22 protein-coding genes are annotated in these 23,209 nt (G+C 73.0%); 9 read left to right on the top strand and 13 right to left on the bottom strand.

Annotation, left to right across the window (positions count from 1 at the left end):
• Positions 1-42: 42 nt before the first annotated feature.
• From AB0H81_RS24200 to AB0H81_RS24210, 3 genes are all read right to left on the bottom strand, one after another.
• On the bottom strand, positions 43-429 hold the full coding sequence (locus AB0H81_RS24200; protein WP_358378595.1) for an SCO5389 family protein: 387 nt from the start codon (positions 427-429) through the stop codon (positions 43-45).
• Between the two features lie 32 nt (positions 430-461).
• Complete coding sequence (locus AB0H81_RS24205; RefSeq protein WP_358378598.1) at positions 462-1,448, bottom strand: ATP-binding protein; 987 nt, start codon at positions 1,446-1,448, stop codon at positions 462-464.
• A 150-nt stretch (positions 1,449-1,598) separates the two neighbouring features.
• Entirely contained in the window at positions 1,599-2,966 is a 1,368-nt protein-coding gene (locus AB0H81_RS24210) for an LCP family protein (RefSeq protein ID WP_358378601.1), read from the bottom strand.
• A gap of 147 nt (positions 2,967-3,113) precedes the next feature.
• On the opposite strand from AB0H81_RS24210, the gene AB0H81_RS24215 reads away from it, so the two are divergent.
• Complete coding sequence (locus tag AB0H81_RS24215) at positions 3,114-3,836, top strand: class I SAM-dependent methyltransferase (RefSeq protein WP_358378603.1); 723 nt, start codon at positions 3,114-3,116, stop codon at positions 3,834-3,836.
• Between the two features lie 42 nt (positions 3,837-3,878).
• Positions 3,879-5,318, top strand: coding sequence for an MFS transporter (locus AB0H81_RS24220; protein ID WP_358378606.1), 1,440 nt, complete (start codon positions 3,879-3,881; stop codon positions 5,316-5,318).
• Here AB0H81_RS24220 and AB0H81_RS24225 read toward each other — a convergent pair.
• Complete coding sequence (locus AB0H81_RS24225) at positions 5,287-5,856, bottom strand: hypothetical protein (protein WP_358378609.1); 570 nt, start codon at positions 5,854-5,856, stop codon at positions 5,287-5,289. The two genes, AB0H81_RS24220 and AB0H81_RS24225, sit on opposite strands and share 32 nt — an antisense overlap.
• A gap of 48 nt (positions 5,857-5,904) precedes the next feature.
• Entirely contained in the window at positions 5,905-6,576 is a 672-nt protein-coding gene (locus tag AB0H81_RS24230) for a hypothetical protein (RefSeq protein ID WP_358378612.1), read from the bottom strand.
• A 171-nt stretch (positions 6,577-6,747) separates the two neighbouring features.
• On the opposite strand from AB0H81_RS24230, the gene AB0H81_RS24235 reads away from it, so the two are divergent.
• The gene (locus tag AB0H81_RS24235; protein WP_358378614.1) at positions 6,748-7,692 is read left to right on the top strand and encodes a serine hydrolase; all 945 of its coding nucleotides are present in this window, start codon (positions 6,748-6,750) and stop codon (positions 7,690-7,692) included.
• A 48-nt stretch (positions 7,693-7,740) separates the two neighbouring features.
• Here AB0H81_RS24235 and AB0H81_RS24240 read toward each other — a convergent pair whose 3' ends face one another.
• Positions 7,741-8,610 carry a LysR substrate-binding domain-containing protein gene (locus tag AB0H81_RS24240; protein WP_358378617.1) on the bottom strand — a complete coding sequence of 290 codons (870 nt, stop codon included), beginning with the start codon at positions 8,608-8,610 and terminating at the stop codon, positions 7,741-7,743.
• A gap of 71 nt (positions 8,611-8,681) precedes the next feature.
• On the opposite strand from AB0H81_RS24240, the gene AB0H81_RS24245 reads away from it, so the two are divergent.
• The 3 genes from AB0H81_RS24245 to AB0H81_RS24255 all read left to right on the top strand — a co-directional run bounded on the left by AB0H81_RS24245 (position 8,682) and on the right by AB0H81_RS24255 (position 12,360).
• The gene (locus AB0H81_RS24245; protein ID WP_358378620.1) at positions 8,682-9,578 is read left to right on the top strand and encodes a 4-hydroxy-tetrahydrodipicolinate synthase; all 897 of its coding nucleotides are present in this window, start codon (positions 8,682-8,684) and stop codon (positions 9,576-9,578) included.
• A 156-nt stretch (positions 9,579-9,734) separates the two neighbouring features.
• Complete coding sequence (locus tag AB0H81_RS24250; protein ID WP_358378623.1) at positions 9,735-11,357, top strand: TlrC/CarA/OleB/SrmB family ABC-F type ribosomal protection protein; 1,623 nt, start codon at positions 9,735-9,737, stop codon at positions 11,355-11,357.
• A gap of 91 nt (positions 11,358-11,448) precedes the next feature.
• Positions 11,449-12,360 (top strand): NADP-dependent oxidoreductase, encoded by a 912-nt coding sequence (locus tag AB0H81_RS24255; RefSeq protein ID WP_358378696.1) that lies wholly within the window; start codon positions 11,449-11,451, stop codon positions 12,358-12,360.
• Between the two features lie 58 nt (positions 12,361-12,418).
• Here AB0H81_RS24255 and AB0H81_RS24260 read toward each other — a convergent pair whose 3' ends face one another.
• On the bottom strand, positions 12,419-12,991 hold the full coding sequence (locus tag AB0H81_RS24260; RefSeq protein ID WP_358378625.1) for a CGNR zinc finger domain-containing protein: 573 nt from the start codon (positions 12,989-12,991) through the stop codon (positions 12,419-12,421).
• Positions 12,992-13,226: 235 nt separating this feature from the next.
• On the opposite strand from AB0H81_RS24260, the gene AB0H81_RS24265 reads away from it, so the two are divergent.
• Positions 13,227-13,928 carry an HPP family protein gene (locus AB0H81_RS24265; RefSeq protein WP_358378628.1) on the top strand — a complete coding sequence of 234 codons (702 nt, stop codon included), beginning with the start codon at positions 13,227-13,229 and terminating at the stop codon, positions 13,926-13,928.
• A 94-nt stretch (positions 13,929-14,022) separates the two neighbouring features.
• Here AB0H81_RS24265 and AB0H81_RS24270 read toward each other — a convergent pair whose 3' ends face one another.
• Both AB0H81_RS24270 and AB0H81_RS24275 read right to left on the bottom strand, forming a co-directional pair.
• Positions 14,023-14,901 (bottom strand): 1,4-dihydroxy-2-naphthoyl-CoA synthase, encoded by an 879-nt coding sequence (locus AB0H81_RS24270; protein ID WP_358378631.1) that lies wholly within the window; start codon positions 14,899-14,901, stop codon positions 14,023-14,025.
• A gap of 38 nt (positions 14,902-14,939) precedes the next feature.
• The gene (locus AB0H81_RS24275) at positions 14,940-15,272 is read right to left on the bottom strand and encodes a metalloregulator ArsR/SmtB family transcription factor (RefSeq protein ID WP_358378634.1); all 333 of its coding nucleotides are present in this window, start codon (positions 15,270-15,272) and stop codon (positions 14,940-14,942) included.
• An 86-nt stretch (positions 15,273-15,358) separates the two neighbouring features.
• Between AB0H81_RS24275 and AB0H81_RS24280 the strand changes: the two genes are divergently transcribed.
• Entirely contained in the window at positions 15,359-15,532 is a 174-nt protein-coding gene (locus tag AB0H81_RS24280; protein ID WP_358378637.1) for a DUF3073 domain-containing protein, read from the top strand.
• A gap of 93 nt (positions 15,533-15,625) precedes the next feature.
• Here the strand turns inward: AB0H81_RS24280 and AB0H81_RS24285 are convergent, their stop codons facing one another.
• The gene (locus AB0H81_RS24285) at positions 15,626-16,909 is read right to left on the bottom strand and encodes a cytochrome P450 (RefSeq protein WP_358378640.1); all 1,284 of its coding nucleotides are present in this window, start codon (positions 16,907-16,909) and stop codon (positions 15,626-15,628) included.
• Positions 16,910-16,975: 66 nt separating this feature from the next.
• Here AB0H81_RS24285 and AB0H81_RS24290 point away from each other — a divergent pair, with 66 nt between their 5' ends.
• Entirely contained in the window at positions 16,976-17,575 is a 600-nt protein-coding gene (locus AB0H81_RS24290; protein ID WP_358378642.1) for a TetR family transcriptional regulator C-terminal domain-containing protein, read from the top strand.
• A gap of 10 nt (positions 17,576-17,585) precedes the next feature.
• On the opposite strand, the gene AB0H81_RS24295 is transcribed toward AB0H81_RS24290, so the two are convergent.
• The 3 genes from AB0H81_RS24295 to AB0H81_RS24305 all read right to left on the bottom strand — a co-directional run bounded on the left by AB0H81_RS24295 (position 17,586) and on the right by AB0H81_RS24305 (position 23,201).
• Positions 17,586-18,491, bottom strand: a complete 906-nt coding sequence (locus AB0H81_RS24295) for an alpha/beta fold hydrolase (protein ID WP_358378645.1) — start codon at positions 18,489-18,491, stop codon at positions 17,586-17,588.
• 120 nt (positions 18,492-18,611) lie between these two features.
• On the bottom strand, positions 18,612-21,809 hold the full coding sequence (locus AB0H81_RS24300; protein WP_358378647.1) for a LuxR C-terminal-related transcriptional regulator: 3,198 nt from the start codon (positions 21,807-21,809) through the stop codon (positions 18,612-18,614).
• Positions 21,810-21,929: 120 nt separating this feature from the next.
• Entirely contained in the window at positions 21,930-23,201 is a 1,272-nt protein-coding gene (locus AB0H81_RS24305; protein ID WP_358378650.1) for an FAD-dependent monooxygenase, read from the bottom strand.
• Positions 23,202-23,209: the final 8 nt, after the last annotated feature.

Genomic DNA, 23,209 nt, shown 5'->3' on the forward strand with positions numbered 1-23,209 from the left:
CGGGCCGCGCGATCGCGCGGCCCGCCGCCCGGCCTCAGCGGGTCAGCAGTCGACCAGCTCCGGCTTCTGGTTGAGGATCTGGGCCCGGGGCGTGACGAACGCGCTCAGCGCCTCGGTGGCCGCCGGGTCGAAGACCGCGACCCTGTGGCAGTTCTGGAACGCCAGCCGCACGCCGAAGTGGCGCTCCAGCGCGCCGCGCATGGCGTCGCTCGCCAGGCAGCGCAGGAGCTGGCCGCGCGCCTCCTCCGACGGCGGTGGCACCTGGTTGTCGGCGAACTCGGCTCCGTCGCGCGCCCGCTGCTGGACCAGCTCGCTGATCACCGACCACGCGTAGGGCAGGGAGTCGCGCACGCAGGCGACGAACGCCGCGTCCTCGACCTCTCCGGCCCTGGCCTGGTCGAGCAGGTCGTTCGGAACGGTCAGCGACATGCTGTCTCCTCTCGAAGGGGAACGAACCGACGCTATGAGCGGTCGGCGTGGTGCTCCAGATGGCTGGAGGGGGACACTCGTGTGGGCACCGGCGGGCCGTAGGCGAACCCGGGGTCGATCTGCTGCGACAGGTCGAGGCCGGTACGCGCGTTCGCCCAGGTCCGGGCGTTGCGCAGATGGAACTCCTCGGCCTGGCGGCCGAACGTGGCCCAGTCCTTCTCCTGTGCGTCGAGGTGCTTGAGCAGCAGCGCGAGCGTGTCGGCGTTGGCCGGCTCCAGGTCGCCGAGGGCGAGCGGCCGGCCCTGCTCCATGGCGCGGACGGCCGCCGAGTGCTCCATCCAGGCCACCAGGTCGTCGCCCACCTCGGCGCGCAGGAAGTCGACGTCGGAGGGGCCGTGGACCTTGTTGCCGACGACCGCGACGCGCACCCCGAACCCGGCGGCGTGCTCGGCGTACTGCCGGTAGACACCGACGCCCTGCCGGGTCGGCTCGGCCACGAGGAACGTCAGGTCGAACCGGGTGAACAGCCCCGAGGCGAACGAGTCGGCCCCGGCGGTCATGTCGACCACGACGTACTCGCCGGGCCCGTCGACCAGGTGGTTGAGCAGCAGCTCGACCGCGCCCACCTTGGAGTGGTAGCAGGCGACGCCGAGGTCGTCCTCGCCGAACGGGCCGGTGGCCAGCAGCCTGACGCCGTCGGGCGTGGTCACCGCGTACGGCGAGGCGGCGAGGTCGTCGAAGACCAGCAGCCGGGAACCGCGCCCCGGCGGGGTGGTCTTGACCATGGCCTCGGCCGACGGGATGCGCGGGTTGTCGCCGCGCAGGAAGTCCTTGATCTCGGTGAGACGGGCGCCGAGCGGCTCGGGGCTCTGCCCGGCGCCCAGGACGAGGGCCAGGTGCTGGTTGATGTCGGCGTCGACGGCGACCACCGGGCCGCCCTGGCTCGCCACATACCTGGCGAACAGGGCCGACATCGTGGTCTTGCCGCTGCCGCCCTTGCCGACGAAGGCCACCCTCACGATAGCTCCAGATGATTATGAAAACCGTTGTCGTTCTCAGGTGACGCCCATGATGCCACATCGGCCACAGCCATGAGGGCGGAAACGCGCGGACGCCCCCCGGGCCGAAGCCCGGGGGGCGCACCGGTGACGCGGAGCGGACGGTCCGGCTCAGTGGCAGGCGGCGTCCAGCGAGATCGGCCGGTCGTAGCCCTGCGCGGGGGCCTTGGGCCGGCCCGGGCCGCGCACGGCGGGCCGCTCGGCCAGCGCCTTGGCGACCTTGTTCCGGATGAGGCTCCAGTCGGGCGAGGCCGTGTTGATCAGCGGCGGCACGAAGCTGAGGCTCCGGATCCGCGCGTCCTTCACCCGGTCCGACAGCTCGATGAGCGGCGGCAGCAGGTTCTTCGGCACGTCGGTGGAGATGGCGCGCTTGGTGGCCGCGGCCAGCTTCTCGAAGCTGTTGAGCACGGTCACCGGGTCGGCCTGCTTGGCGACGGCGTACAGCAGGCACTTCTGGCGGCCCATGCGCACGTAGTCGTCGCTGTCGGTGCGGGAGCGGCCGAACCACAGCGCCTCCTGGCCGGAGAGCTTGCGGGTTCCGGCGGCCAGGTGCCCCTCGCGGTACTTGCCGTACACGATGGGCTGCTTGATGGTGACCTTCACCCCGCCCATGGCGTCGATGATCTGCGCGAAGCCCTTCATGTCGACCATCGCGTAGTACTTCACCGGGATGCCGAGGATGTCGCTGACGGTCTGCTTGAGCAGGGCGGGGCCGCGCTGGCCGTGACGCACGCCGGGCACCATCTCCGGGTAGTCCTCGGCGTACTGGAAGATCTCGTTGAGCAGCCCGGGCGTGTCGGGGCCGTTGCCGGCGAAGCCGTTCGGGAAGCGCTTGCGGGCCGGGCCGCGCGGCATCTGGACCTGCTCCAGGTTGCGCGGCAGGCCGAACAGCGTGGTGTTGCCCGTCACGGTGTCGACGCTGGCCACGGTCACGCTGTCGGTGCGCACCCCGGGCCGTCCGGGTGCGGAGTCGGCGCCGATGAGCAGGAAGTTGATCCGCGCCGCGCCGTTCCACGGGTCGTCGGCGACGATCGGGGTCATCTCGGCCGTGAAGATCGAGTCCACCACGTCGCGCGACAGGTAGGCCAGCCGGGCCGCGTACGCGGTCGGCGCCAGGACGAGCGCGCACAGCCCGGCGGTGAAGGCCGCGGTGAGGACGCGGCCCCCGGTGTTGGACGGCTCGGGCCGGACCAGCACGAACGACCGGATGATGACGGCGGACCAGGCGAGCGCGAGCGCGGCCAGCGCGACGGACAGGGCCGTGAGCCAGAGGGGCTGCACTGCCAGCGCCAGGACCTGGGTGCCGAAGGCGGTCACGGCGGTGATGATCACGGCCAGCAGCAGCACGTGCGTCACCATGAGAGCGAAGCCGGTCTTGCGGCGGTCCGTGGCCACGTGGGCCACCCCCCACAGCATCGCCGATCCCAGAGTCAGCGCGATCGCCGCGCCGGGGCCGAAACTGCGGTGTCCGCTCGTCATCCCTGGTCAACCCCCCGTTTGGCGCATCTGTCCTCCACGTTAGAGAGGGTTTGATGTCGAATAAGGGCGGGTTAGGGGAAGTGTCGTACCAATTCCCGGTCAACCCCGGCATTGAGATATAACGTGAAGTTGAGAGATAACGTGATCGTGAGACGTGGACGCTACGGGTTCGATGCTCCGATGGCCCTGCTGGGCCTCGTGGCCGGCGCCGTCGTGGTTCTGGTGCTCTCTGCGACGTCCTTCATGCAGGACGTCCCGGCGGCCGGAGTCGCCTTCCTCCTCGGCGGCGTCTACACGTCGGCGAGCGCCGCCAGCTACCTCTACACGACCCGGCGCGGCAAGTTCGCCGTGTGGGCCGAGGAACTGGACCGGCTCAAGGGCGACGAGCGGCTGCTCGACCTCGGCTGCGGGCGCGGCGCGGTGCTGCTGCTGGCCGCCGAGCGGCTGCCGGAGGGCCGGGCCGCCGGCGTCGACCTCTGGCGCTCGCGCGACCAGTCGGGCAACGACGAGAGCGTCACCCGGGCCAACGCCGAGGCCGAGGGCGTCACCGTGGACCTGGTCACCGGCGACATGCGGGAGCTGGCGTTCGAGGACGCCTCGTTCGACGTGGTGGTGTCGAGCCTGGCCGTCCACAACATCCCCGACGCCGGGGGCCGGGCGCGGGCCGTCCGGGAGGCGCACCGCGTGCTGCGGCCGGGCGGGCTCCTGCTGCTCGCCGACTTCCAGCACACCTCCGCGTACGAGGAGACGCTGCGGGAGCTCGGCGTCGTGGAGATCCGCAGACGCGACCTCGGCTGGCGGTTCTGGTACGGCGGGCCGTGGTTCAGGACCTGGATGCTGGAGGCCCGCAAGCCCGTCCCCACCGGATGATCCAACGTTTGTGATCTCCCTGGTGGGTACCAGGTTTCCTTCATGAAGGACGTGGATACCGGCACAATCACCACCAAGGTGCCCGCACGGCTGGACCGGCTGCCGTGGTCACGCTGGCACTGGATGATCGTCATCGGACTTGGCACCGTCTGGATCCTCGACGGCCTCGAAGTCACCATTGTCGGGAACCTGTCGGCCCAGCTCGCCAAGCCGGGCAGCGGCATCGACATCACCCAGGCGCAGGTCGCCGGAACCGCCGCGGCCCTGTACGTGGCCGGGGCCTGCCTGGGCGCGTTGTTCTTCGGCTGGCTGACCGACAAGTACGGCCGCAAGAAGCTGTTCCTCATCACGCTGGTCGTCTACCTGGTGGCCACGCTGATGACGGCCTTCTCCTTCAACGCGTGGTGGTTCTTCCTGTTCAGGTTCATGACCGGGTTCGGCATCGGCGGTGAGTACGCCGCCATCAACTCGGCCATCGACGAGCTGATCCCGAGCCGCCACCGCGGCCGCATCGACATCATCATCAACGGCAGCTACTGGCTCGGCGCGGCGGGCGGCGCCCTGCTGACCGTGCCGCTGCTCAACGACCTGCCGGTCAACATCGGCTGGCGCGTCGCCTTCGGCCTCGGTGTGGTGCTCGGCGTGGCCATCCTGCTCGTACGGCGGCACGTCCCGGAGAGCCCCCGCTGGCTGTTCATCCACGGCCGCGGCCAGGAGGCCGACAAGCTCGTCGGCGAGATCGAGGAGCAGGTGGGGGGCGACCTGCCGGAGCCCAAGGGCTCGGTCACCATCCACCAGCGCAAGTCGATCGGCTTCCTGCGGATCGCGCACACGATGGTGGCGCTCTACCCCAAGCGCACGATCCTCGGGCTGTCGCTGTTCATCGGGCAGGCGTTCCTCTACAACGCCATCACGTTCGGGTACGCCCAGATCCTGTCCACGTTCTACAAGATCGACACGCACACCGGCTACTACTTCGCCGTGATCGCGATCGGCAACTTCCTCGGCCCGCTGCTGCTCGGGAGGCTGTTCGACACGGTCGGCCGGGTGCCGATGATCTCGGCCACCTACATCGGCTCGGGACTGCTGCTGCTCGGCACGGCGTGGCTGTTCGACCAGGGCATGCTCAACGCCGTCACGCTGACGGCGTGCTGGTGCGCGGTGCTGTTCGTCGCCTCGGCCGGCGCCAGCTCGGCCTATCTGACGGTCAGCGAGATCTTCCCCATGGAGACCAGGGCGATGGCGATCGCGTTCTTCTTCGCGGTCGGCACCGCGGTGGGCGGCATCGCCGGCCCGCTGGTCTTCGCCGGGCTGGTCGAGACCGGCGTTCCGGGCGACACGGCGCTGGCCTTCTCGATCGGCGCGGTGATCATGATCGCCGCCGGGATCGTGGAGCTGTTCCTCGGCGTCAAGGCCGAGCGGAAGGGCCTGGAGGAGATCGCCGCACCGCTCACAGCAGCTTCGGTAGACACGGCCGCATGATGCGCAGCACCTGCGTGCTGTCGGACAGGTAGAGGTGGGGCACGTCCACGAACACCCGCATGGGACCGCAGTCCAGGCCGAGGCTCCGCGCGACCCCGGCCTGGACGTCCGACAGCGGCACGTAGTTCAGGTAGCTGGTGAACGCGTTCTGCGACCGGAACGCCGCCGTCATCACCAGCCCGCCGTCGCGGATCCGGAAGGCCAGCCCGCTCAGGCAGGGCACCGAGTCGTACGGCTCGCCCGGCACGGTCAGCGAGATCCAGGCGCTCTTGCTGTACGGCTTGGTCCGCAGCAGGTCCACGGCCCAGGCGAGCTGGCCCCTGATCCGGGCCCCGTAGCTGTACTTGAACGGGGGCACGATCGTGTCCTGGGTGAACTTGCTGGAGTAGAGCGCGAGCCGGTCAGCGTCGCCGTACCTCTCCAGCACCGGGTCGTCCCGCCGCACCTGGGCGATCTCGAAGAGCACGGGCGGCCCCTCCATGACGGGGCCACGGTCGTCGTCGCCGAGCGCGCCCTCCGTCCACACATGGCGCATCATCCAGATCCACGCCTCCCCACATGACGCCCACATCGCAGGGCCGGGCATTCAGGTCTCCACGTTCGGGAACTCGTACGGATTGCGGGGCAGACGGCGCCGCCGCGTGACGTTGCAGCGCACGTAGTAGATCGAGTAATGGACCAGCGCCACCAGGGTGACGCTCGTGGTCAGCAGGACCGCGTTCGGCGCCTGGCCGCTGAGGCCGGTGACGCCGACCACGAGGTAGGAGCTGTTGGCGACGGCCAGCGTCATGACGTTGATGCCCGGCCAGGCGAGCGGCGCGAAGGTCTCGGGGAACCGGGGGTCCACCGGCAGGTTCGGCGACCAGGCCAGCTCGTCCTTGAGCCGGGTCGCGTACAGGAGCCGGAAGTTGTTGATCGCCCGGGCCGTGCGGGCGTGCGCGTTCACCGCCTCGATCAGCCGCAGGAACGGCAGCACGCTGAGCAGCCCGAACGCCGTCACCATCGCGAACAGGTACCACGGCACGGTGTGCCAGGAGGTCAGGCTGCGCGGGTCCACGACCTTGGCGCTGGTGAGGGCGATGGTGGCCAGGAACGGGCCCGACAACAGGCTCATCCCCAGCCTCGTCATCTTGAGCCGCTCGTCCTTGGCGGCGAGGTGCACGGCGTAGATGCCGGTGAAGTCGACTGCGGCGAGCTGGAGGAACTGGCTTGCCGGCAGCTCCTCCTCCGGCGTCATGCGAGGGGGTGTCTTCCGCATGAGTGCTCCTGTAGGGGCCAGCTGCCTCCAGTATGAGCGCACTTTCGCGGATCTGCCGGGCATTCCTGCCAATCATTCCAACAAATGCCGACTGGCTGGGGTCAACCGGGTTGCGGCTGACACCGTGTCAGGCGGTATGCCGGTCCCATCACTACTGCAGGAGAAATCGGGATGGACATCGCCGAGCGGATCGACGGACTGCTGGCGGCGGGCGAGGCGCCGCGCCTGCACGGGCTCGTCGTGGTCCGGGACGGGCAGGTGGAGCTGGAGCGGTACGGCGCGGGCGACGACTTCCGGCTGAACGACCCGCTGGGGCACGTGACGTTCGGGCCCGACGTCGCCCACGACATCCGCTCCGTGACCAAGAGCGTCGTCGCCCTCCTGTACGGTGCCGCCCTCGGCGACGGCCTCGTGCCCGGGCCCGCCGAACCGCTGCTGCCCGCCTTCCCCGCGTACGCCGACCTGGCCGCGGGCAAGGAGCACCTGACGGTCGAGCACGCGCTCACCATGACCCTCGGCCTGGACTGGAACGAGGACGTCCCCTACACCAGCACCGCCAACAGCGAGCTGGCCATGGAGGAGGCGCCGGACCGCTACCGGTACGTCCTGGGGCGTCCCCTCGTCGAGGAGCCGGGGAAGCGGTGGCGGTACTGCGGCGGCGCGTCGGCCCTGCTCGGGAAGCTCATCGCCGACGGCGCGGGCGTGCCGCTGGAGGAGTTCGCGCGGGAACGGCTCTTCGGGCCGCTCGGGATGCCGTTCGAGTGGATGGCCAACCGTGGGGTCGCGATGGCCGCCTCCGGGCTGCGGCTGCGCCCGCGCGACCTGGCCGAGCTGGGGTCGCTGGTGCTCGACGGCGGGCGCGGGCTGGTGCCGCAGGGGTGGATCGCCGAGATGCTGCGGCCCCGGGTCCGGATCGCGGAGGGGTTCGAGTACGGGTACCAGTGGTACGTGAGCCCGGGGCACTGGGTGGCGGCCATCGGCAACGGCGGCCAGCGGATCCTCGTGGCGCCGGGGAGCCGGCTGGTGGTGGCCGTCACGGCCGGCGACTACGAGGAGTTCGAGCAGCCCAGCGCGGCGGCCGTGCTGCGGGAGGCGCTCAGGGGGGAGGGCGGGTGATCGCTGCCCGGAGCGCTGCCGGCTCAGCTGTCCGGAGCGCCGCCGGGCTCAGAGGGGGAGGTGGCTGATCGCCGTCCGGAAGGCGGCCACGGCCGCGCCGATCGCCGGGTGCCCGCCGTGCCCCCTGCGGAAGGCCGCCAGCGTGCGGCGGCTCAGCGGCAGCTCCGTCAGCGTCACGCCCGGCGGCGGCGCGAGCGCGGCCAGGCGCGGCACCAGCGCGACCCCCTGACCGGCGGCGGCGAACGCCAGGACCGTGTCGAAGTCGTCCACCTGGTGGCGCACCCGCGGCTCGAACCCCGCCGCCTGGCAGGCCCGGATCGTCATGACATGGCAGAGCGTGCCCGGCTTGCCGGTGATCCACGGGTCGTCCCGGGCCTCGGCCAGGGTCTCACGGCCGGTCAGGTACATCGGCTCGGCGAACATCGGCTCGGTGGCCAGCGCCGGGTCCGCCTCCGGCGGCACGAAGTCGTACTCGTGGACCAGGGCGACGTCCAGCTCGCCCGCCCGCAGCGCCCCGGAGACGTCGGCGGGGTCGATCTCCGACACCATGGGCTCCAGCTCCGGGCAGGCACGCGCCAGCTCGGCGAGCGCCGCGGGCATCAGCGCCCGGGCCGCCGTCGGGAACGCGCCGATGCGCACGGGCCCCGACGGCCCGCCCCGGACGGCCGCCAACGCTGCCGACGCGCGTTCCAGCTCCTCCAGGACGGCCTGCGCGTGCTCCACCAGCAGCCGGCCGGCGGGCGTCAGCGTGACGGTACGGCCGGTGCGCTCCAGCAGCGGCACGCCCGCCTCCCGCTCCAGCGCGCTGAGCTGCTGCGACACCGCGGAGGGCGTGAACGTGACGGCTTCGGCCACGGCGGCGATCGTGCCGCGCCGGGCCAGCTCCCGCAGGAGGCGCAGCTTGCGAGGATCGAGCATCAGGACATCTTACGCTCAACCCCGCGAATCCGAACTGGACCTGACGTGTCGGCCCACGTCAGGCTCGAAGCATGCTCAAGGGAATTCACGTACCGCTCGTCACGCCGTTCGCCCCCACGGGATCCGCCCCGGGGTCCGGCGCCACCGGGGAGGTGGCGGCCGACGTGCTCGGCAAGCTGGCTCGCCGCGTCCTCGACGAGGGCGCGTCCGGGCTGGTCGCGCTCGGCACCACCGGCGAGGCCGCCGCGCTGTCGCCGGACGAGCGCGCACAGGTCGTCGAGGTCTGCGCGGAGGTGTGCCGGGAGCGGGAGGCGCCGCTGACCGTGGGCGTCACCGGCAACGACACCCGCTCGGTGCTCAAGGCGCTGGAGGCGCTGCCGACGGACGTCACGGCCGCGCTCGTGACCGTGCCGTACTTCCTGCGCCCGTCGGAGCGTGGTGTCATCGCGCACTTCGAGGCGCTGGCCGACGGCACGCCGGTGCCGCTGGTGATCTACCACATCCCCTACCGGACCGGTCAGGCCGTCAGCGCCGCCACGCTGCGTCGCCTGGGCGCCCACCCCATGGTCGCCGGAGTGAAGTACGCGACCGGCGGCGTCGACCAGGACGCCCTGGACCTGCTCGGCGACCGGCCCGACGGGTTCGACGTGCTGGGCGGCGACGACGCGGTCATCTCGCCGATGCTCGCGGCCGGAGCCTCCGGCGGCATCCTGGCCTCGGCGAACCTCGCCCCGCGCGACTTCGCGGACCTGGCCGCGGCCTGGGACGCGGGCGACGTCACGCGGGCGCGGGCCCTCGGCCACCGCCTGGCCCGGCTGTCGGCCGCCCTGTTCGCCGAGCCCAACCCGACCGTCATCAAGGGCGTCCTGCACGCCCGGGGCCTCATCCCGTCGGCCGACGTGCGGCTGCCGCTGCTGCCCGCGGGCGAGGCGTCGGTGTCGGCGGCCGAGGCTCTGCTGGACCGATAAAGGGGTTGACGGCGCGTGCGGGACTCCCTAAGGTCCCGTGACCATGTGCTCCAACTTCCTGTGATCATCGCGCCGGACGCCGCCGCGTAGAGCTCGACGCTCCGCCGGCGTCCCGTTCCAGCATGGTTCGCGACGATTCCAGGAGGTGGGCCCTTCATGCGTGCTGCCCAACTGTCCCTTTCCGAGGTCACCAAGCGTTACGACGAGCGCGTCGTCCTCGACCGCGTCACCTTCGCCGTCAAGCCCGGCGAGCGGGTCGGCGTCATCGGCGACAACGGCTCCGGCAAGTCGACCCTGCTCAGGCTGATGGCCGGCGTCGAACGGCCCGACAACGGCGAGCTCGTCGTCCAGGTGCCGGGCGGCGTCGGCCACCTGCCGCAGACGCTCGGCCTGCCGCCCGAGGCGAGCGTCGCCGACGCGATCGACCGCGCGCTCGCCGACGTGCGGGCCCTCGAAGCCCGCATCCGGGACGCCGAGCGGACGCTCACCGACGCCACGATGGACGCGTACGCCGCGCTGGTCGCGGAGTACGAGGCGCGCGGCGGCTACACGGCCGACGCGCGCGTGGACGTCGCGCTGCACGGGCTCGGCCTGCCCGGGCTCGACCGCGGGCGGCGCCTCGGCACGCTCTCCGGCGGCGAGCGGTCACGGCTGGCCCTGGCCGCGGCCCTCGCCGCCGCGCCTGAGCTGCTGCTGCTCGACGAGCCGACCAACGACCTCGACGACGAGGCCGTGGCCTGGCTGGAGCGGCACCTGCGCGAGCACCGCGGCACGGTGGTGGCGATCACCCACGACCGGGTGTTCCTCGACCGGGTCACCTCCACGATCCTGGAGGTCTCCGGCGGGCGGGTGAGCCGTTACGGCAACGGCTACTCCGGCTACCTCACGGCCAAGGCCGCCGAGCGGCAGCGCCGGCTCCAGGCGTACGAGGACTGGAAGGCCGAGGTGGCCCGGCAGTCGAGCGTCGCCGAGTCCAACATCGCGCGGATGCACGCGATCCCCCGCAAGGTGCCGCTCGCGGTCAACGGCTCGGGCGCCTTCCGGGCCAGGTCGCGGGCGCACGGCGCGATGGGGCGGATCCGGCAGGCCCGGCAGCGCGCCCAGTGGCTGCGCGAGAACCCGGTCCCGCCGCCGCCGCGGCCGTTGCGCTTCACCGCGGAGCCGCTGACGGCTCACCGGGCCGAGCCCGGCCTGGGTACCGAGCCGCAGGGTGTGGTGGAGCTGCGGGACGTCGTGGTCGGCGGGCGGCTCAAGCTCGGCGAGCTGACCATCCCGCCGGGCGGGCGGCTGCTCGTCACCGGTCCCAACGGCGCCGGCAAGACCACGCTGATGCGGGTCCTCGCCGGCGAGCTGGAGCCCGACGAGGGGTCGGTGCGCCGGCCCGCCCGCGTCGGCCTGCTCCGCCAGGAGGAGGCGACCGGCCCGCTCAACCGCACGGTGCTGCGGGCCTACGCCGCCGGGCGTCCGGGCGACCTGGACGAGCACGCCGACACGCTGCTCGGGCTGGGGCTGTTCCGGCCGGCCGACCTGAGGTTGCGCGTGGGCGAGCTCTCGTACGGCCAGCGCCGCCGGATCGAGCTGGCCCGGCTGGTCAGCGCGCCGGTGGACCTGCTCCTGCTGGACGAGCCGACCAACCATCTGTCGCCGATGCTGGTGGAGCAGATGGAGGAGGCGCTGGAGGCGTACCAGGGGATGCTGGTGGTCGTCACCCACGACCGCCGGCTGCGCGACCGGTTCACCGGCTCGCGCCTGGAGCTTCCCGGCCATGGTTCCACGTAGAACATCGCTTGACCGATCTCGGGCTCGCTCCCGGATCGCTTGACCTCAAGCATGGTTGAGGGTGCATGCTCGACTCATGAGCAGACGAATGATGAGAGCCGCGGCGTTCGCCACCCCCGGTGGCCCCGAGGTGCTGAAGGTCATGGAGTTGCCGCTGCCCGAGCCCGGGCCGGGCGAGGTCCGGGTGCGGGTGAGGGCGGCGGGCATGCAGCCGTTCGACACGGCGGTCCGCCAGGGCTGGACGCCGCCCGGTGTCACCGGCGACCTGCCGCGCGTGCCCGGCAACGAGTTCGCGGGCGTGGTGGACGAGGTGGGCGAGGGTGTGGACGGCGTCGGGCCGGGGACCGAGGTGCTCGGCTTCTCGCTGCTCAACGGCTACGCGGAGTACATCGTGGTGCCGGCGGCCAACGTGACCCCCAAGCCCGAGGGTGTCCCGTGGGAGGTGGCCGGCGCGCTGACCGCGGCCGTGCAGACGGCCGAGCTGGCCGTGGACGGGCTTGCCGTGGGCGAGGGTGACACGCTGCTCGTGCATGGCGCGGCGGGGGCGGTGGGCACGGCGGCGGTGCAGATCGCCAGGTGGCGCGGCGTCACGGTGATCGGCACGGCCCGCGAGGAGAACCACGAGCACCTGCGGGCCCTCGGAGCCGTTCCGGTGGTGTACGGCGACGGCCTCGCCGACCGGGTGCGCGCGCTCGCGCCCGGCGGCGTGGACGCCGCGCTCGACGGCGCCGGCGGGGCGGCGCTGGACGTCTCGCTGGAACTGGTCAAGGACCGCTCCCGCATCCTCACGCTCGTCGAGCACGGCAAGGCCGCCGAGCTGGGCATCAGGACGACGCAGGGCGAACGGACGGCCGAGCGCCTCGGCCGGTACGCGGCGCTGTACGCCTCGGGGGAGCTGCTGTTCCCGATCCGGCGGACGTACCGGCTGGAGGAGGCGGCGGACGCGCACCGGGAGATCGAGACCGGCCACGGCCGCGGCAAGATCGCCCTCGTCATCGACTGACAGGGCCGGCTCGCTCGGCCTGTGGTTGCCGTGTCGCCGTGCCGCCGGACTTGGCCGGTCAGCCGGTGGTCTTGTGCCGCCGGCTGAACCGGCCCGCCTTCGCGCGGTTGCCGCAGCCCTCCATCGAGCACCAGCGGCGGCTGCCGTTCTTGCTCACGTCAAGGAACCACAGCACGCAGTCGGGGTGCGCGCACCTGCGCACCCGCGACGGCCGCTCGGCCATCATCCGCACGAACGCCGCCGCCGCCGTCCACGCCGGCCGCCAGGCAGGCTCGTCCACGACCACCAGCTCGTACGGCTCGCCGTCCCGCATCATCGGCCTGACCGCGCCGTGGCCGAGCACGTCGTTCAGCCCGGCGGAGCCGCGGCCTTCGAGTGTGTCCCGCACGGCCTCACGCGCCCGCACCAGCCGGTCACGCACGGCCTCCAGCCCCGCGCCCGCGGCGCCGTCGATGCCCTCCGCGTCCGTACGGTCCGCCCTCATGCCGTCGGCGCCCATGGCGGCGGTGTCCATGCCGTCGGCGTCCATGCCGTGGTCGGACAGCCAGGCGCGCACCCCGTCGAGATCGTCGAACTGGTCCGCCCTGGCGCCGTGCTCGTGCCACACCGTGTTGACCAGGTCCAACGCCACGGGCTCCCCGCGAAGCGGCCGGACTCTCACTGACTAACCCCTCAAACCACGTTGACCGGTTATGTCTCACCATGCTATCAGCTAACCAGCAAATAACACTTAGCCGGTTAGAGGTGACGTCCGTGGCCATCCACCACCGCGCCGCGGTGATCGACGGGCTGAGCGTCCTCCCTCCGCGACCTTCGCCGGCCGGGCTCAGCGCCCATGCCCTGTCTCGCCACGTCTGGAGTCCCCGATGCCTGACCGTCTCCGCGGGCGGCGCCACGCCGACCACCCCGCGCTCCCGTCCCGCCACGACCGCTTCCACGATCGTCCGGTGCGGGACGCCCAGCCGTCCGCGCCGCACGACGAGCCCTCAGGAGGCGCCTCCCGCGAGGGCCGCGTCGGGCGCTTGCTCGGCGGGACGTCGCAGGGAGGAGGCGTCCGTGAAGCCCTCAGGGGCGGCCTCTGGGGTCGGCCGTCGGGGGCGCCGGCCAGGGCGCCGCTCCAGAGCGTGGTGAAGGCGACCGCGGCGGCGCTCGCGACGCTGCTCGTGCTCGCGGGCGTGACGAACCTGAGCGGGCTGGCGCTGTTCGCGCTGCCGTTCGTGGCCAGCGCCGCCATCGTCGCGCTGGCCCCGGCGGCACCGTTCGCGCAGCCCCGGAGTGTCGTCCTCGGGCACGCGGGGGCGACCGTCGTGGCGCTGGCCGTCACGGCGGCGGCCGGGCCGTCGATCTGGACGGCCGCGGTGGCCGCCGCGCTGACCACGGCCCCGATGATGCTGCTGCGCGCCCCGCACCCGCCGGCCGCCGCCACCGCGGCCCTCATCGGCCTGACCGCCCCCGCCCCGTGGTACCTGCTGACTCCGGTGGCCGTGGCCAGCGGAGTCGTGATCGTCACCGGGGTTCTGCTCGGCCGGCTGGTCCCGGGCCACCGCTACCCCGCGTACTGGCTGTGAGGCGACAGCGACGTTCCCAGACGGCCCGATCCCCAGACGGCCCGATCCACAGGCCCTCGGGACTGGGGCCGGACGGAGGTGACCGGCGCCGGGGTCAGTAGTGCCAGGGGAACGGTGACCAGTCGGGGGCGCGCTTCTCCAGGAACGAGTCGCGGCCCTCGGCGGCCTCGTCGGTCATGTACGCGAGCCGCGTCGCCTCGCCCGCGAAGACCTGCTGGCCCACCAGGCCGTCGTCGATCATGTTGAAGGCGAACTTCAGCATGCGCTGCGCCGTGGGCGACTTGCCGTTGATCTTGCGGGCCCATTCGAGGGCCGTGGCCTCCAGCTCGGCGTGCGGTACCACGGCGTTGACCATGCCCATGCGGTGGGCGTCGGCCGCGGTGTAGGTGTCGCCGAGGAAGAAGATCTCGCGGGCGAACTTCTGGCCAACCTGCCGGGCCAGGTACGCCGAGCCGAAGCCGCCGTCGAAGCTGGCCACGTCGGCGTCGGTCTGCTTGAAGCGGGCGTGCTCCTCGCTGGCCAGCGTGAGGTCACTGACCACGTGCAGGCTGTGCCCGCCGCCGGCCGCCCAGCCGGGCACTACGCAGATTACGACCTTCGGCATGAACCGGATGAGCCGCTGCACCTCGAGGATGTGCAGGCGCCCGGTGGAGGGGGTGCCGTCGGCGTACTGGTAGCCGTCCTTGCCGCGGATGCGCTGGTCGCCGCCCGAGCAGAACGCCCATCCGCCGTCCTTGGGCGACGGGCCGTTGCCGGTGAGCAGCACGCAGCCGACGTCGGTGCTCTGCCGGGCGTGGTCGAGCGCCCGGTGGAGCTCGTCCACCGTCTGCGGCCGGAAGGCGTTGCGCACCTCCGGGCGGTTGAACGCGATGCGGACCGTGCCCTGGTCGACCGCCCGGTGATAGGTGATGTCGGTGAACGCGAATCCCTCGACCGCCTGCCACGCCTTGGGATCGAACAGCTCGGAGACCATGCGCCAGAGCCTAACCGAACCCCTCCGCGCCGGTCGGGTCAGGTGACCTCGGCGCGTAGCTCGGCCAGCAGCGCGCCCTGGTCGGCGAGCATGTCCGTGAGGATGCGCCGCGCGGTGTCGAGAAGCTGGGACAGCTCCGGGGTGGCCAGTGTGTAGACGACCGTGCTGCCCTCGCGGATGGCGCTGACGATCCCGGCCCTGCGCAGCACCGCGAGCTGCTGGGACAGGCTCGACGCCTCGATGTCGATCTGGGCCAGGAGATCCCTTACGGGGAGCGGTCCTTCCTGAAGCAGCTCCAGGACCCGGATGCGAGCGGGGTGGCCGAGAGTGCGGAAGAAGTCGGCCTTGGCCTGGTAGACCTCCACGTGCATAGTGACAGACTAATCCAGTTCACTTGCATAATTCTTCAAGTCGTAACGTTGTTGGCTAGGATGACAGCGGGGACTAGGGAGTTGCCATGGGCCGAGGAAGAGCCAAGGCGAAGCAGACGAAGGTCGCTCGCCAGCTGAAGTACACCAGCCACACCATCGACTACGACCGGCTTCGCGAGGAGCTCACCGTCGATACGGGTCGTGACGACATGCGTCGTCCCGTCACGTCGTCCGAGCAGGAGTCCGAGCCCGCCCGTTGAGGCGGGCACGGGTTCCACCTCCGCTCGCCGAGGCGGTTCATGCGGCGTTCGTCGCGGCGTGTGCGTGCCGTACGTCACGTCCCGCGGTGCGCGTCACGCGGTCCGGGCCCGGGCGCGGGCCCGCGCGACGACGCGGGCGCGCCTGGCCGGCGCGAGCGTGACGTTCTTGAGCCGCCTGGCCTCGGGGGCCGGATCGGTCACCGACAGGTCCAGGCGGCGCAGGACCTCGCGGATGATGACGCGCATCTCCAGCAGGGCGAGCTGCGCGCCGACGCAGAACCTCCGGCCGCCGCCGAACGGCATCCACGACCGGGTGTGCTGCTGGCCGCCGAGGAAGCGCTCGGGCCTGAACTCCTCGGGCTCGTCCCAGACGGCCGGGTCGTTGTGGACGAGCGGGATGCTGGGCCCGGCGTACCATCCCGCGGGCACCTCGTGTGCGCCGAGCCGTAGCGGGGCGTCGAGCAGCCGCGGCGCCTCGTAGACGACGGGCCGCACGCGCAGCACCTCCTTGACCACCGCGTCGAGGTACTCCTCGTCGTCGGGCAGGCGCTCCAGCACCGCGGGCAGGCGCAGCAGCCGCTCGAAGGCCCAGGCGAGGCCGGTGGCGGTCGTCTCGTGCCCGGCGAGCAGCATGGTGATCAGCTCGTCGCGGATCTCCTCGTCGCCCAGCTCGGTCTCCAGCAGCCGGCCGAGCACGTCGGTGCCGCCGGGCGCGTCACGGCGCCGGGCGATCTCGTCGTACAGGATCGCGTCGACGCCCGCCCTCAGCCGCAGGAACCGCCGGTACGGCGCGAACGGCACGCGCCCCATGACGGTCCGCAGCCCGGGCGGCGCCATGGCGACCGTCATCGAGCTGCTCACGTGCAGCAGCTCAGGCAGCAGCCGCCGCAGCCTGGTCAGGCGCGCGGCGTCGCGGATGCCGAAGATCAGCCGCAGGATCACCTCCAGCGTGATGTCCTGCATGCGCTCGCGCAGCGTGAACGGCCGGCCGAGCGGCCAGGCGGCGATGCGTTCGGCGGCGATCTCGGTGATCTCGTCGTGGTAGCCCGCCACCTGCCTGGCACGCAGCGGCGGCGTGAGCAGCTTGCGGTGGGCCCACCAGGGGTCGCCGTCGAGCGTGAGCACCGAGTGGGCGCCGACCAGGGGTTCGAGGAAGTCGCGCCGGGCCTCGCCGGCCCGTCCGCCGCCGAGGTCGGTCCGGTAGACCTGCTCTGCCAGCTCTCCTGTGGCGACGTACACCTCGGGTGGGAAGCCGACGTAGCGCGCGGTGAAGACGGGGCCGTGGCGGCGGTGGCAGCTCTCGAAGAACCCCACGGGGTCGGCCATGAACCAGGCCGTCTGCGCGGCGGCGGGCAGTCTGGGTCCTGGTGGGATCATGTCGCACCTCCAGATGTATATATACGTACGTCATAGACGCTCGTATACATCAGTAGCATGGATCCCGTGTCACGAACAGAGGCCGGCGGATACCGGGAACGACTGCTGGCCGCCGCGGTGAGCTGCCTGCGCGACAAGGGCTACGCCCGTACGACGGCGCGCGACCTGGTGGCCGCGTCCGGCACCAACCTCGCGTCCATCGGCTACCACTTCGGCGGCAAGGACGCGCTGCTCAACGAGGCCATCATCGTGTGCTTTGAGAAGTGGACCGACCGCGTGGAGGACGAGATCTTCGGCGCCGGTCTCGGCTCGCCGCGCGAGCTGCTGGAGCGCGCCATGGTGGCGCTGGTCGACGTGTTCGAGGAGATGCGGCCCCAGCTCGTCGTCTGCGTCGAGGGGTACCCGGCGGCGCTGCGCGAGGACGCGCTGCGGGAGAAGCTCGCCGCCGCCTACGCCCGGGCGCGCAAGGCGGGCGTCGAGATGCTGCGGCGGGCGGGCGCCGACCTGGGCCCCGGCTCGCCGGTCACGCCGGAGGCGCTGGTGTCCGTGCTCATCGCCGTCTCCGACGGCCTCATGCTCCAGTGGCTGCTCGACCCGGCGAGCACGCCCGACGCCCGCCAGGTCGTGGACGTGCTCGCCGCGCTGTCGGCGTTCGCCGCCGGCTGAGCCGGCGCGATCACGCCGGGCCGGCGGTGTGGGCGAGGACGGCGCCGGCCAGCTCCTCGTGCGTCTCCGGCGGCAGGGTGTGGCCCATGCCCTCCACCATGAGCAGCCGCGCGCCCGGGATCCGCTCCGCGATGATCGCGCTGTGCCCCGGCTTGGCCGGTTCGTGTGTGCCCTCGACGACCAGCGTCGGCGCCTTCACCTGGTGCAGCACGCCCTCCGGCTCGAAGTCGGGCTTGGCGGCGGCGGCCAGCCGGTGGTTCGCGACGGCGGCGAGGTCGCGCGCCCGTTCGAAGATGCGCTCCTGGAGCCGCCGCTCGGCGTCCTCGTCGAACGGCAGAGCGGTGCCGTGCAGCACCCGCGCATCCTCGATCATCCGGTCGATCTGCTCGCGCCGGCTCGCGGGCGGCGGGCTCGCGATGACCTTGCGGTAGTGGTCGACGAACTCGGGCGTGGGCGGCGGCAGGCTGCCCTCCGGCTGCGGCTCGCCCATGAGCGCCCGCATGATCACCGCTCCCTCGTGCCCGCCGAGCGGGGAGGAGCCGATCACGGTCAGCGTGCGCACCCGCTCGGGATGCTGGACCGCGATGAGCTGGCCGAGCAGCCCGCCCGCCGAGTGGCAGACGAGGTGCGCGCTCTCCAGCCCGTACGCGTCCATGACCCGCAGCACGTCGTCCTTGATGTCGTCCCACGTGTACGGCTGGGCGGCGAAGTCGAAGACGGACGACCGGCCCGTGTCGCGGTGGTCGTAGCGGATCACCCGCCGGCCGCCGGCCGCCAGCCGCCCCACGAACGCGTCGGGCCACAGGACGCCCTGCGACATGGAGCCCATCACCAGCAGGATCGGGATGCCGTCCGGGTCGCCGAACTCCTCGGTGTGGAGCTGGACGCCGTCGATGTCGATCAGGTTCGTTTGCATGCCTGAACTCTCTCGCGCCGGGGCCGGTACGCCTTCAGTAGGACTACTGGGCTTCTTCGGTACGGAGGACTTACGGGGTGTGCGGGGGCGCCACCCGGGCTCACGGCGGGTCCGCGGGGGTCACAGCAGCCGGGCCAGTTCGGTGCGCGAGGTGATGCCGAGCTTCGGATACACCTTGTACAGGTGGTATTCGACGGTGCGCGGGCTGAGGAAGAGCTGCGCGGCCACCTCCTTGCTCGACGCGCCCGCCGCGACCAGCCGCGCGATGCGCAGCTCCTGCGGCGTGAGGGCCGCCAGCGCGTCGCTCTCCGGCCGGGCCGCCGTCTCGCCCGCCGCCCGCAGCTCGCCGTGCGCCCGCCGCGCCCACGGCTCGGCGCCCAGCCGCTGGAACGCCTCCATCGCCGCCCGCAGGTGCGCCCGCGCCTGCCCCGGCCGCCCCGCGCGGCGCAGCCGCTCGCCGTACAGCAGGGCCGTGCGCGCCCCCTCGAACGGCTCACCGTGCAGGCGCAGCGCCTCCTCGAACAGCGCGTCGCCGCCACCCGCCAACGCGCGGCACCGGGCGAGCAGCGCCCTCGCCTCGGGCGTCGTGGCGCTCGCCGCCCACCGCTCCAGCCCTTCGACCGCCTCGCGCGCCGCCTCCGGCTCGCCCGCCGCCACGGCCGCCTCCACCCGGTCCGGGGTGGAACGCCACACCACGGTCGGATGCCCGGCCCCCGGCCCGGCCCGGGTGATCGCCACGAACCGGGCGTGCGCCGCCTCGAACCTGCCCAGCCCGAGGTCCAGCATGGCCAGCGCGTACGCGGCGACGCCGGCCCGCAGGCCGACCCGGTGCGGGATGGCGATGGCCAGGGCCTCGGCGGCGTACCTCTGGCAGCCCTCCTCCTCGCCACGCAGGGCGGCCACGACGGCGAGGTTCGCGAGGTGGGCGCTGACCGAGTTCGTGTAGCCGGCCTCCCGGGCCAGAGTCAGGCCCTCCTCGGCGATCGCGGCGCTCTCGGCCAGCCGTCCCCTGATGCGCTCGGCCGTCGCGACGAATTCCAGCACGACCGGGAGCTGCCCCACGATGCCCGACATCCTCGCCACAGCACCGGCCCGGCCCGCCAGCTCGGCCGCCAGGTCGGCCTCGCCCAGGTAGCTGGCCGCCGCGCACGCCCACAGGAACTCGGCGGCCTCCCGCAGCTCGCCGGTACGGGCCAGCGCCGCCCGCAGCAGCTCCTCACCGTCGACGCCCTCGGGGTCCATGGCGGCGCCGATGCCGGCCACGGTGTCACGCAGGAAGCCCCGGGGGTGGGCACGCGCCCGACGGCCCAGCTCCACGATGGCGGCCACGTCGCCCACGTAACTCGCCGCCTCGGACGCGTCGGCCAGCGCCTCCAGGGAGTCGCCGCCGCTCAGGATCCGCACGGCCTCGGCCGCGTCCCCCGAGTTCAACTCGAACCGCCCCCGCAACCGCGCGATCTCCCCGACCAGGCCCGCCCTGTCGCCCTGGTCCGGCTTGTCGGTGAGGTCCGTCTGCTCGCCCAGGTCCGCGTTGTCGCCCAGGTCCACCTTGTCGCGCGGCCCCTCCGCCAAGGGCCCGTCCGCCTCGGGCGGGGCCTCGTCGGGCGCGTGCAGGCCTTCTACGCGAGCTGCGCGAGGCGCCTCCGTGCGAGATGCCCCTGCGCGAGGGGCCTCCGTCTGAGGTGCCCCCGCCAAGGGGTGCGCGTCCTGGGACGGGGGGCGGTCCTCATGCGGGTGACCGGTCGGGGGGGCGGGGCGTGTGGGTGGGGTCTCGGCCAGTTCGCGGGCCTCCGCGAGGAGGGTTTGCGCCTGGCCGGGACGGCCGGCGAGCCAGGCGGCCGTGGCCGCTTCGACCAGGCGTTCCGCGCGTCGGACGGGCTCGGGTGTGAGTTCGGCGGCCCGGGCCAGGGCCGTGGCGGCGTCTCCGTAACCGCCCCGCGCCCGGGCCCGCGCGGCCGACACGGCGAGGGCGGCGGCCACGTCCTCGTCCGGGCCCAGGGAGGCGGCGGCCAGGTGCCAGGCCCGCCGGTCGCCCTCGACCAGCGCCGCGAACACCGCGTGCGCCTGTCGCAGCCGCACCGTTCCCGCCCACGCGTGGACGGCCGACCGCACCAGCGGATGCCGGAACCGGACCTCCGTCCCCTCCACGGCCACCAGTCCGGCCGCCTCCGCCTCCTGCAACCCGGCCACCGCCACGGTCTCCCGCGCCCCGGATGCCGCCTGGCCGGTTCCCTTCGGCGGGTGGGGCGTCTCGGCGAAGCGCGTCGCGCGGTACCCCTCTGAAGCTCGCAGCAGCCGGGCCGACGCGCGCAGGGTGACGTCGAGGTCGCTCTCCAGCGACGCGGCCAGCAGCACCAGCCGGGCCGCCTCGCGCAATGCCGCCACCTGGTCGCCGAAGAGCTGTTCGCCCCCGGGCAAGGGGTCCGGCAGCGGCGCCTGCCCCGAGAGCTGTCCGGCCGTCAGCCGGGTGGCCGTCTCGCGCAGCACGAGCGGGTTGCCGCCCGACAGCGTCACCAGCCGATCCCGTACGGCGGGCGCGACGGCCGCCCGGGACCCGAGCAGGTCGCCCGCGCTCGCGGCGTCGAGCCCGCCCACCCGCAGCTCCGGCAGCCCCTTGACCGGCATGTCGCCCCGTACGGCCAGCAGCATCACCACGCCCTCGGTACGCAGCCGCCGGGCCGCGAACAGCAGCGCGTCCGCCGACGCCCGGTCGAGCCACTGAACGTCGTCCACCAGGCACAGCAGCCCGTCCGGTACGGCCGCCTCGGCCAGCAGCGACAGCACGCCGGCCGAGACGAGGAACCGGTCCGAGCTGGGCGCGGCCAGGCCGAGCGCCCCGGCGACGGCGTCGCGCTGCGGCCCGGGCAGCGCCTCCAGCAGGCCCGTCACGGGCCGCAGGAGCTGGTGGAGCGCCGCGAACGCCAGGTCCGCCTCCGGCTCTACCCCTCCGGCGCGCAGCACCCGCATGGCGTGTCCCGAGGCGCTCTCCGGTGAGGACGGACGGGCCGAGGATGACGACAGACCGGCCGGCGAGGACGAGCGGCGGGCCACGGGAGAAGACGGATGGTCAGGAGAGGAGGGCGAGGGGCGGGTCAGGGGAGAAGCCGGATGGTCAGGGGAGGACGGCGGGTGGTCCAGGGGAGAAGGCGGACCGTCAGGGGAGGACGGCGGGCGGGTCAGGGAGGCGGCCAGGGAGAGCAGGGCCGACTTGCCGACCCCGGCCTCGCCGCGCAGCACCAGGGCCCCGCCCTCCCCGGCGGCGGCCGAAGCCAGCAGGTCGGTGATCGCGGCGGTCTCCGCGGCTCTGCCGTACAGCATGGAAGAGGACTGTATAGGGCTTTATGTCCGAAGACGGACGGGGCGTCGCCCCCTCGCCTGGCGTCATGTCCGGGCCATGACGCCGGCCCTGCGCACCAGGCCCGGCGTCTGAAGCGGGGTTCACGCCCGCAGGATCTCCGGCCGGGGCGGCGGTACGCGGATGAGCGAGGCGTTCTGCCGGCCGTTGCGGGTGGCGATCGCCGGCACCCGGTCGAACAGGCGGAAGATCAGCGGTGGCGCGGTCGTCCCCTTGGCCAGCCGGGCCCCGGCCGCGCGCTCCGCGCGGCGCTGGCTGCGCTGTTCCCGGTCCGTCGGCGGGCGGCGGACCGCCTCCACCTCCCGGCAGGCCGCGTCCAGCGCGGCGGGCGACGAGGCGGGGTTCAGCAGACAGGGCAGGATCGCGTTGGCGGTGGCCGCGGCGTCGGCGATGGCGAGGTTGATGCCGTTCCCGCCGACGGGGGAGATCACGTGGGCGGCGTCGCCGATGAGCAGCAGCCCCGGGCGGTACCACGTGTCGACCGCGGTGATCCGCACCGGGAGCAGCGTGAGCTGGTTGACGTCGGTCAGCGAGGAGAGCCGGTCGCGCAGCCACGGCAGCTCCCGCGCGAACGCCTCCACGACCGGACCGACGCCCCGCTCGCGCACCTGTCCGTGGCTGCCGGCGGCGATCATGTAGCCGAGCTGCCAGCTCGTGTCCTGGTTCAGGACGGCCAGCAGGGCGCCGGGCGCGGTCACCAGTTGCAGTCCTGACAGGGCCGGGTCGTCCGGTCTCCGGGGGACCGCGTGCCACAGCACGTCCAGGCTCGCGCCCAGCTCGGTCGCCTGGAAACCGCCGAGGGCGCGCAGCTTCGAGTTGCGGCCGTCGGCGGCCACCACCAGGCGGGCGCGCAACTCGCGGGCGGCGCCGTCCTCGGTGTACGCGACGCCGTTCACCCGTCCGTCCCCGTCGCGCAGGAGCCGCCCGGCGCGGGCGCGCATCCGCAGCTCGAAGCCCGGATATGCGGCGGCCTTCCCGGCCATGAAGGGGAGGAACCGGGCCTGGGGGATGAGCGCGTAGTAGGGGTAGCGGGGGCTGGCGCGGCGGTAGTCGGCCAGGGTGTAGGCGCGTCCCCTGGCCCGCCAGACGAAGCTGCGGGCCACGGTGTGGGGGAGCGTCGCCAGCATCTCGTCGGCCAGGCCGAGGGTGTGCAGGTAGTCGAGGACCGCGGGGGCGATGGAGTCGCCGCGGAAGCGGCGGTTGAAGTCGCCGTGCGACTCCAGCAGCGTGACCCGCGCCCCGCCGCGCGCCAGCAGGTAGGCGAGGACGACACCCGCCGGCCCGCCCCCGACGACGGCGCAGTCGGTGTCGTACGTGCCGCCGGGGTGAGCGGGGCCGTCGTGGTCCGTGGTCATGGACACCT

This window comes from Nonomuraea sp. NPDC050691, assembly GCF_040654455.1.
Lineage (GTDB): Bacteria > Actinomycetota > Actinomycetes > Streptosporangiales > Streptosporangiaceae > Nonomuraea.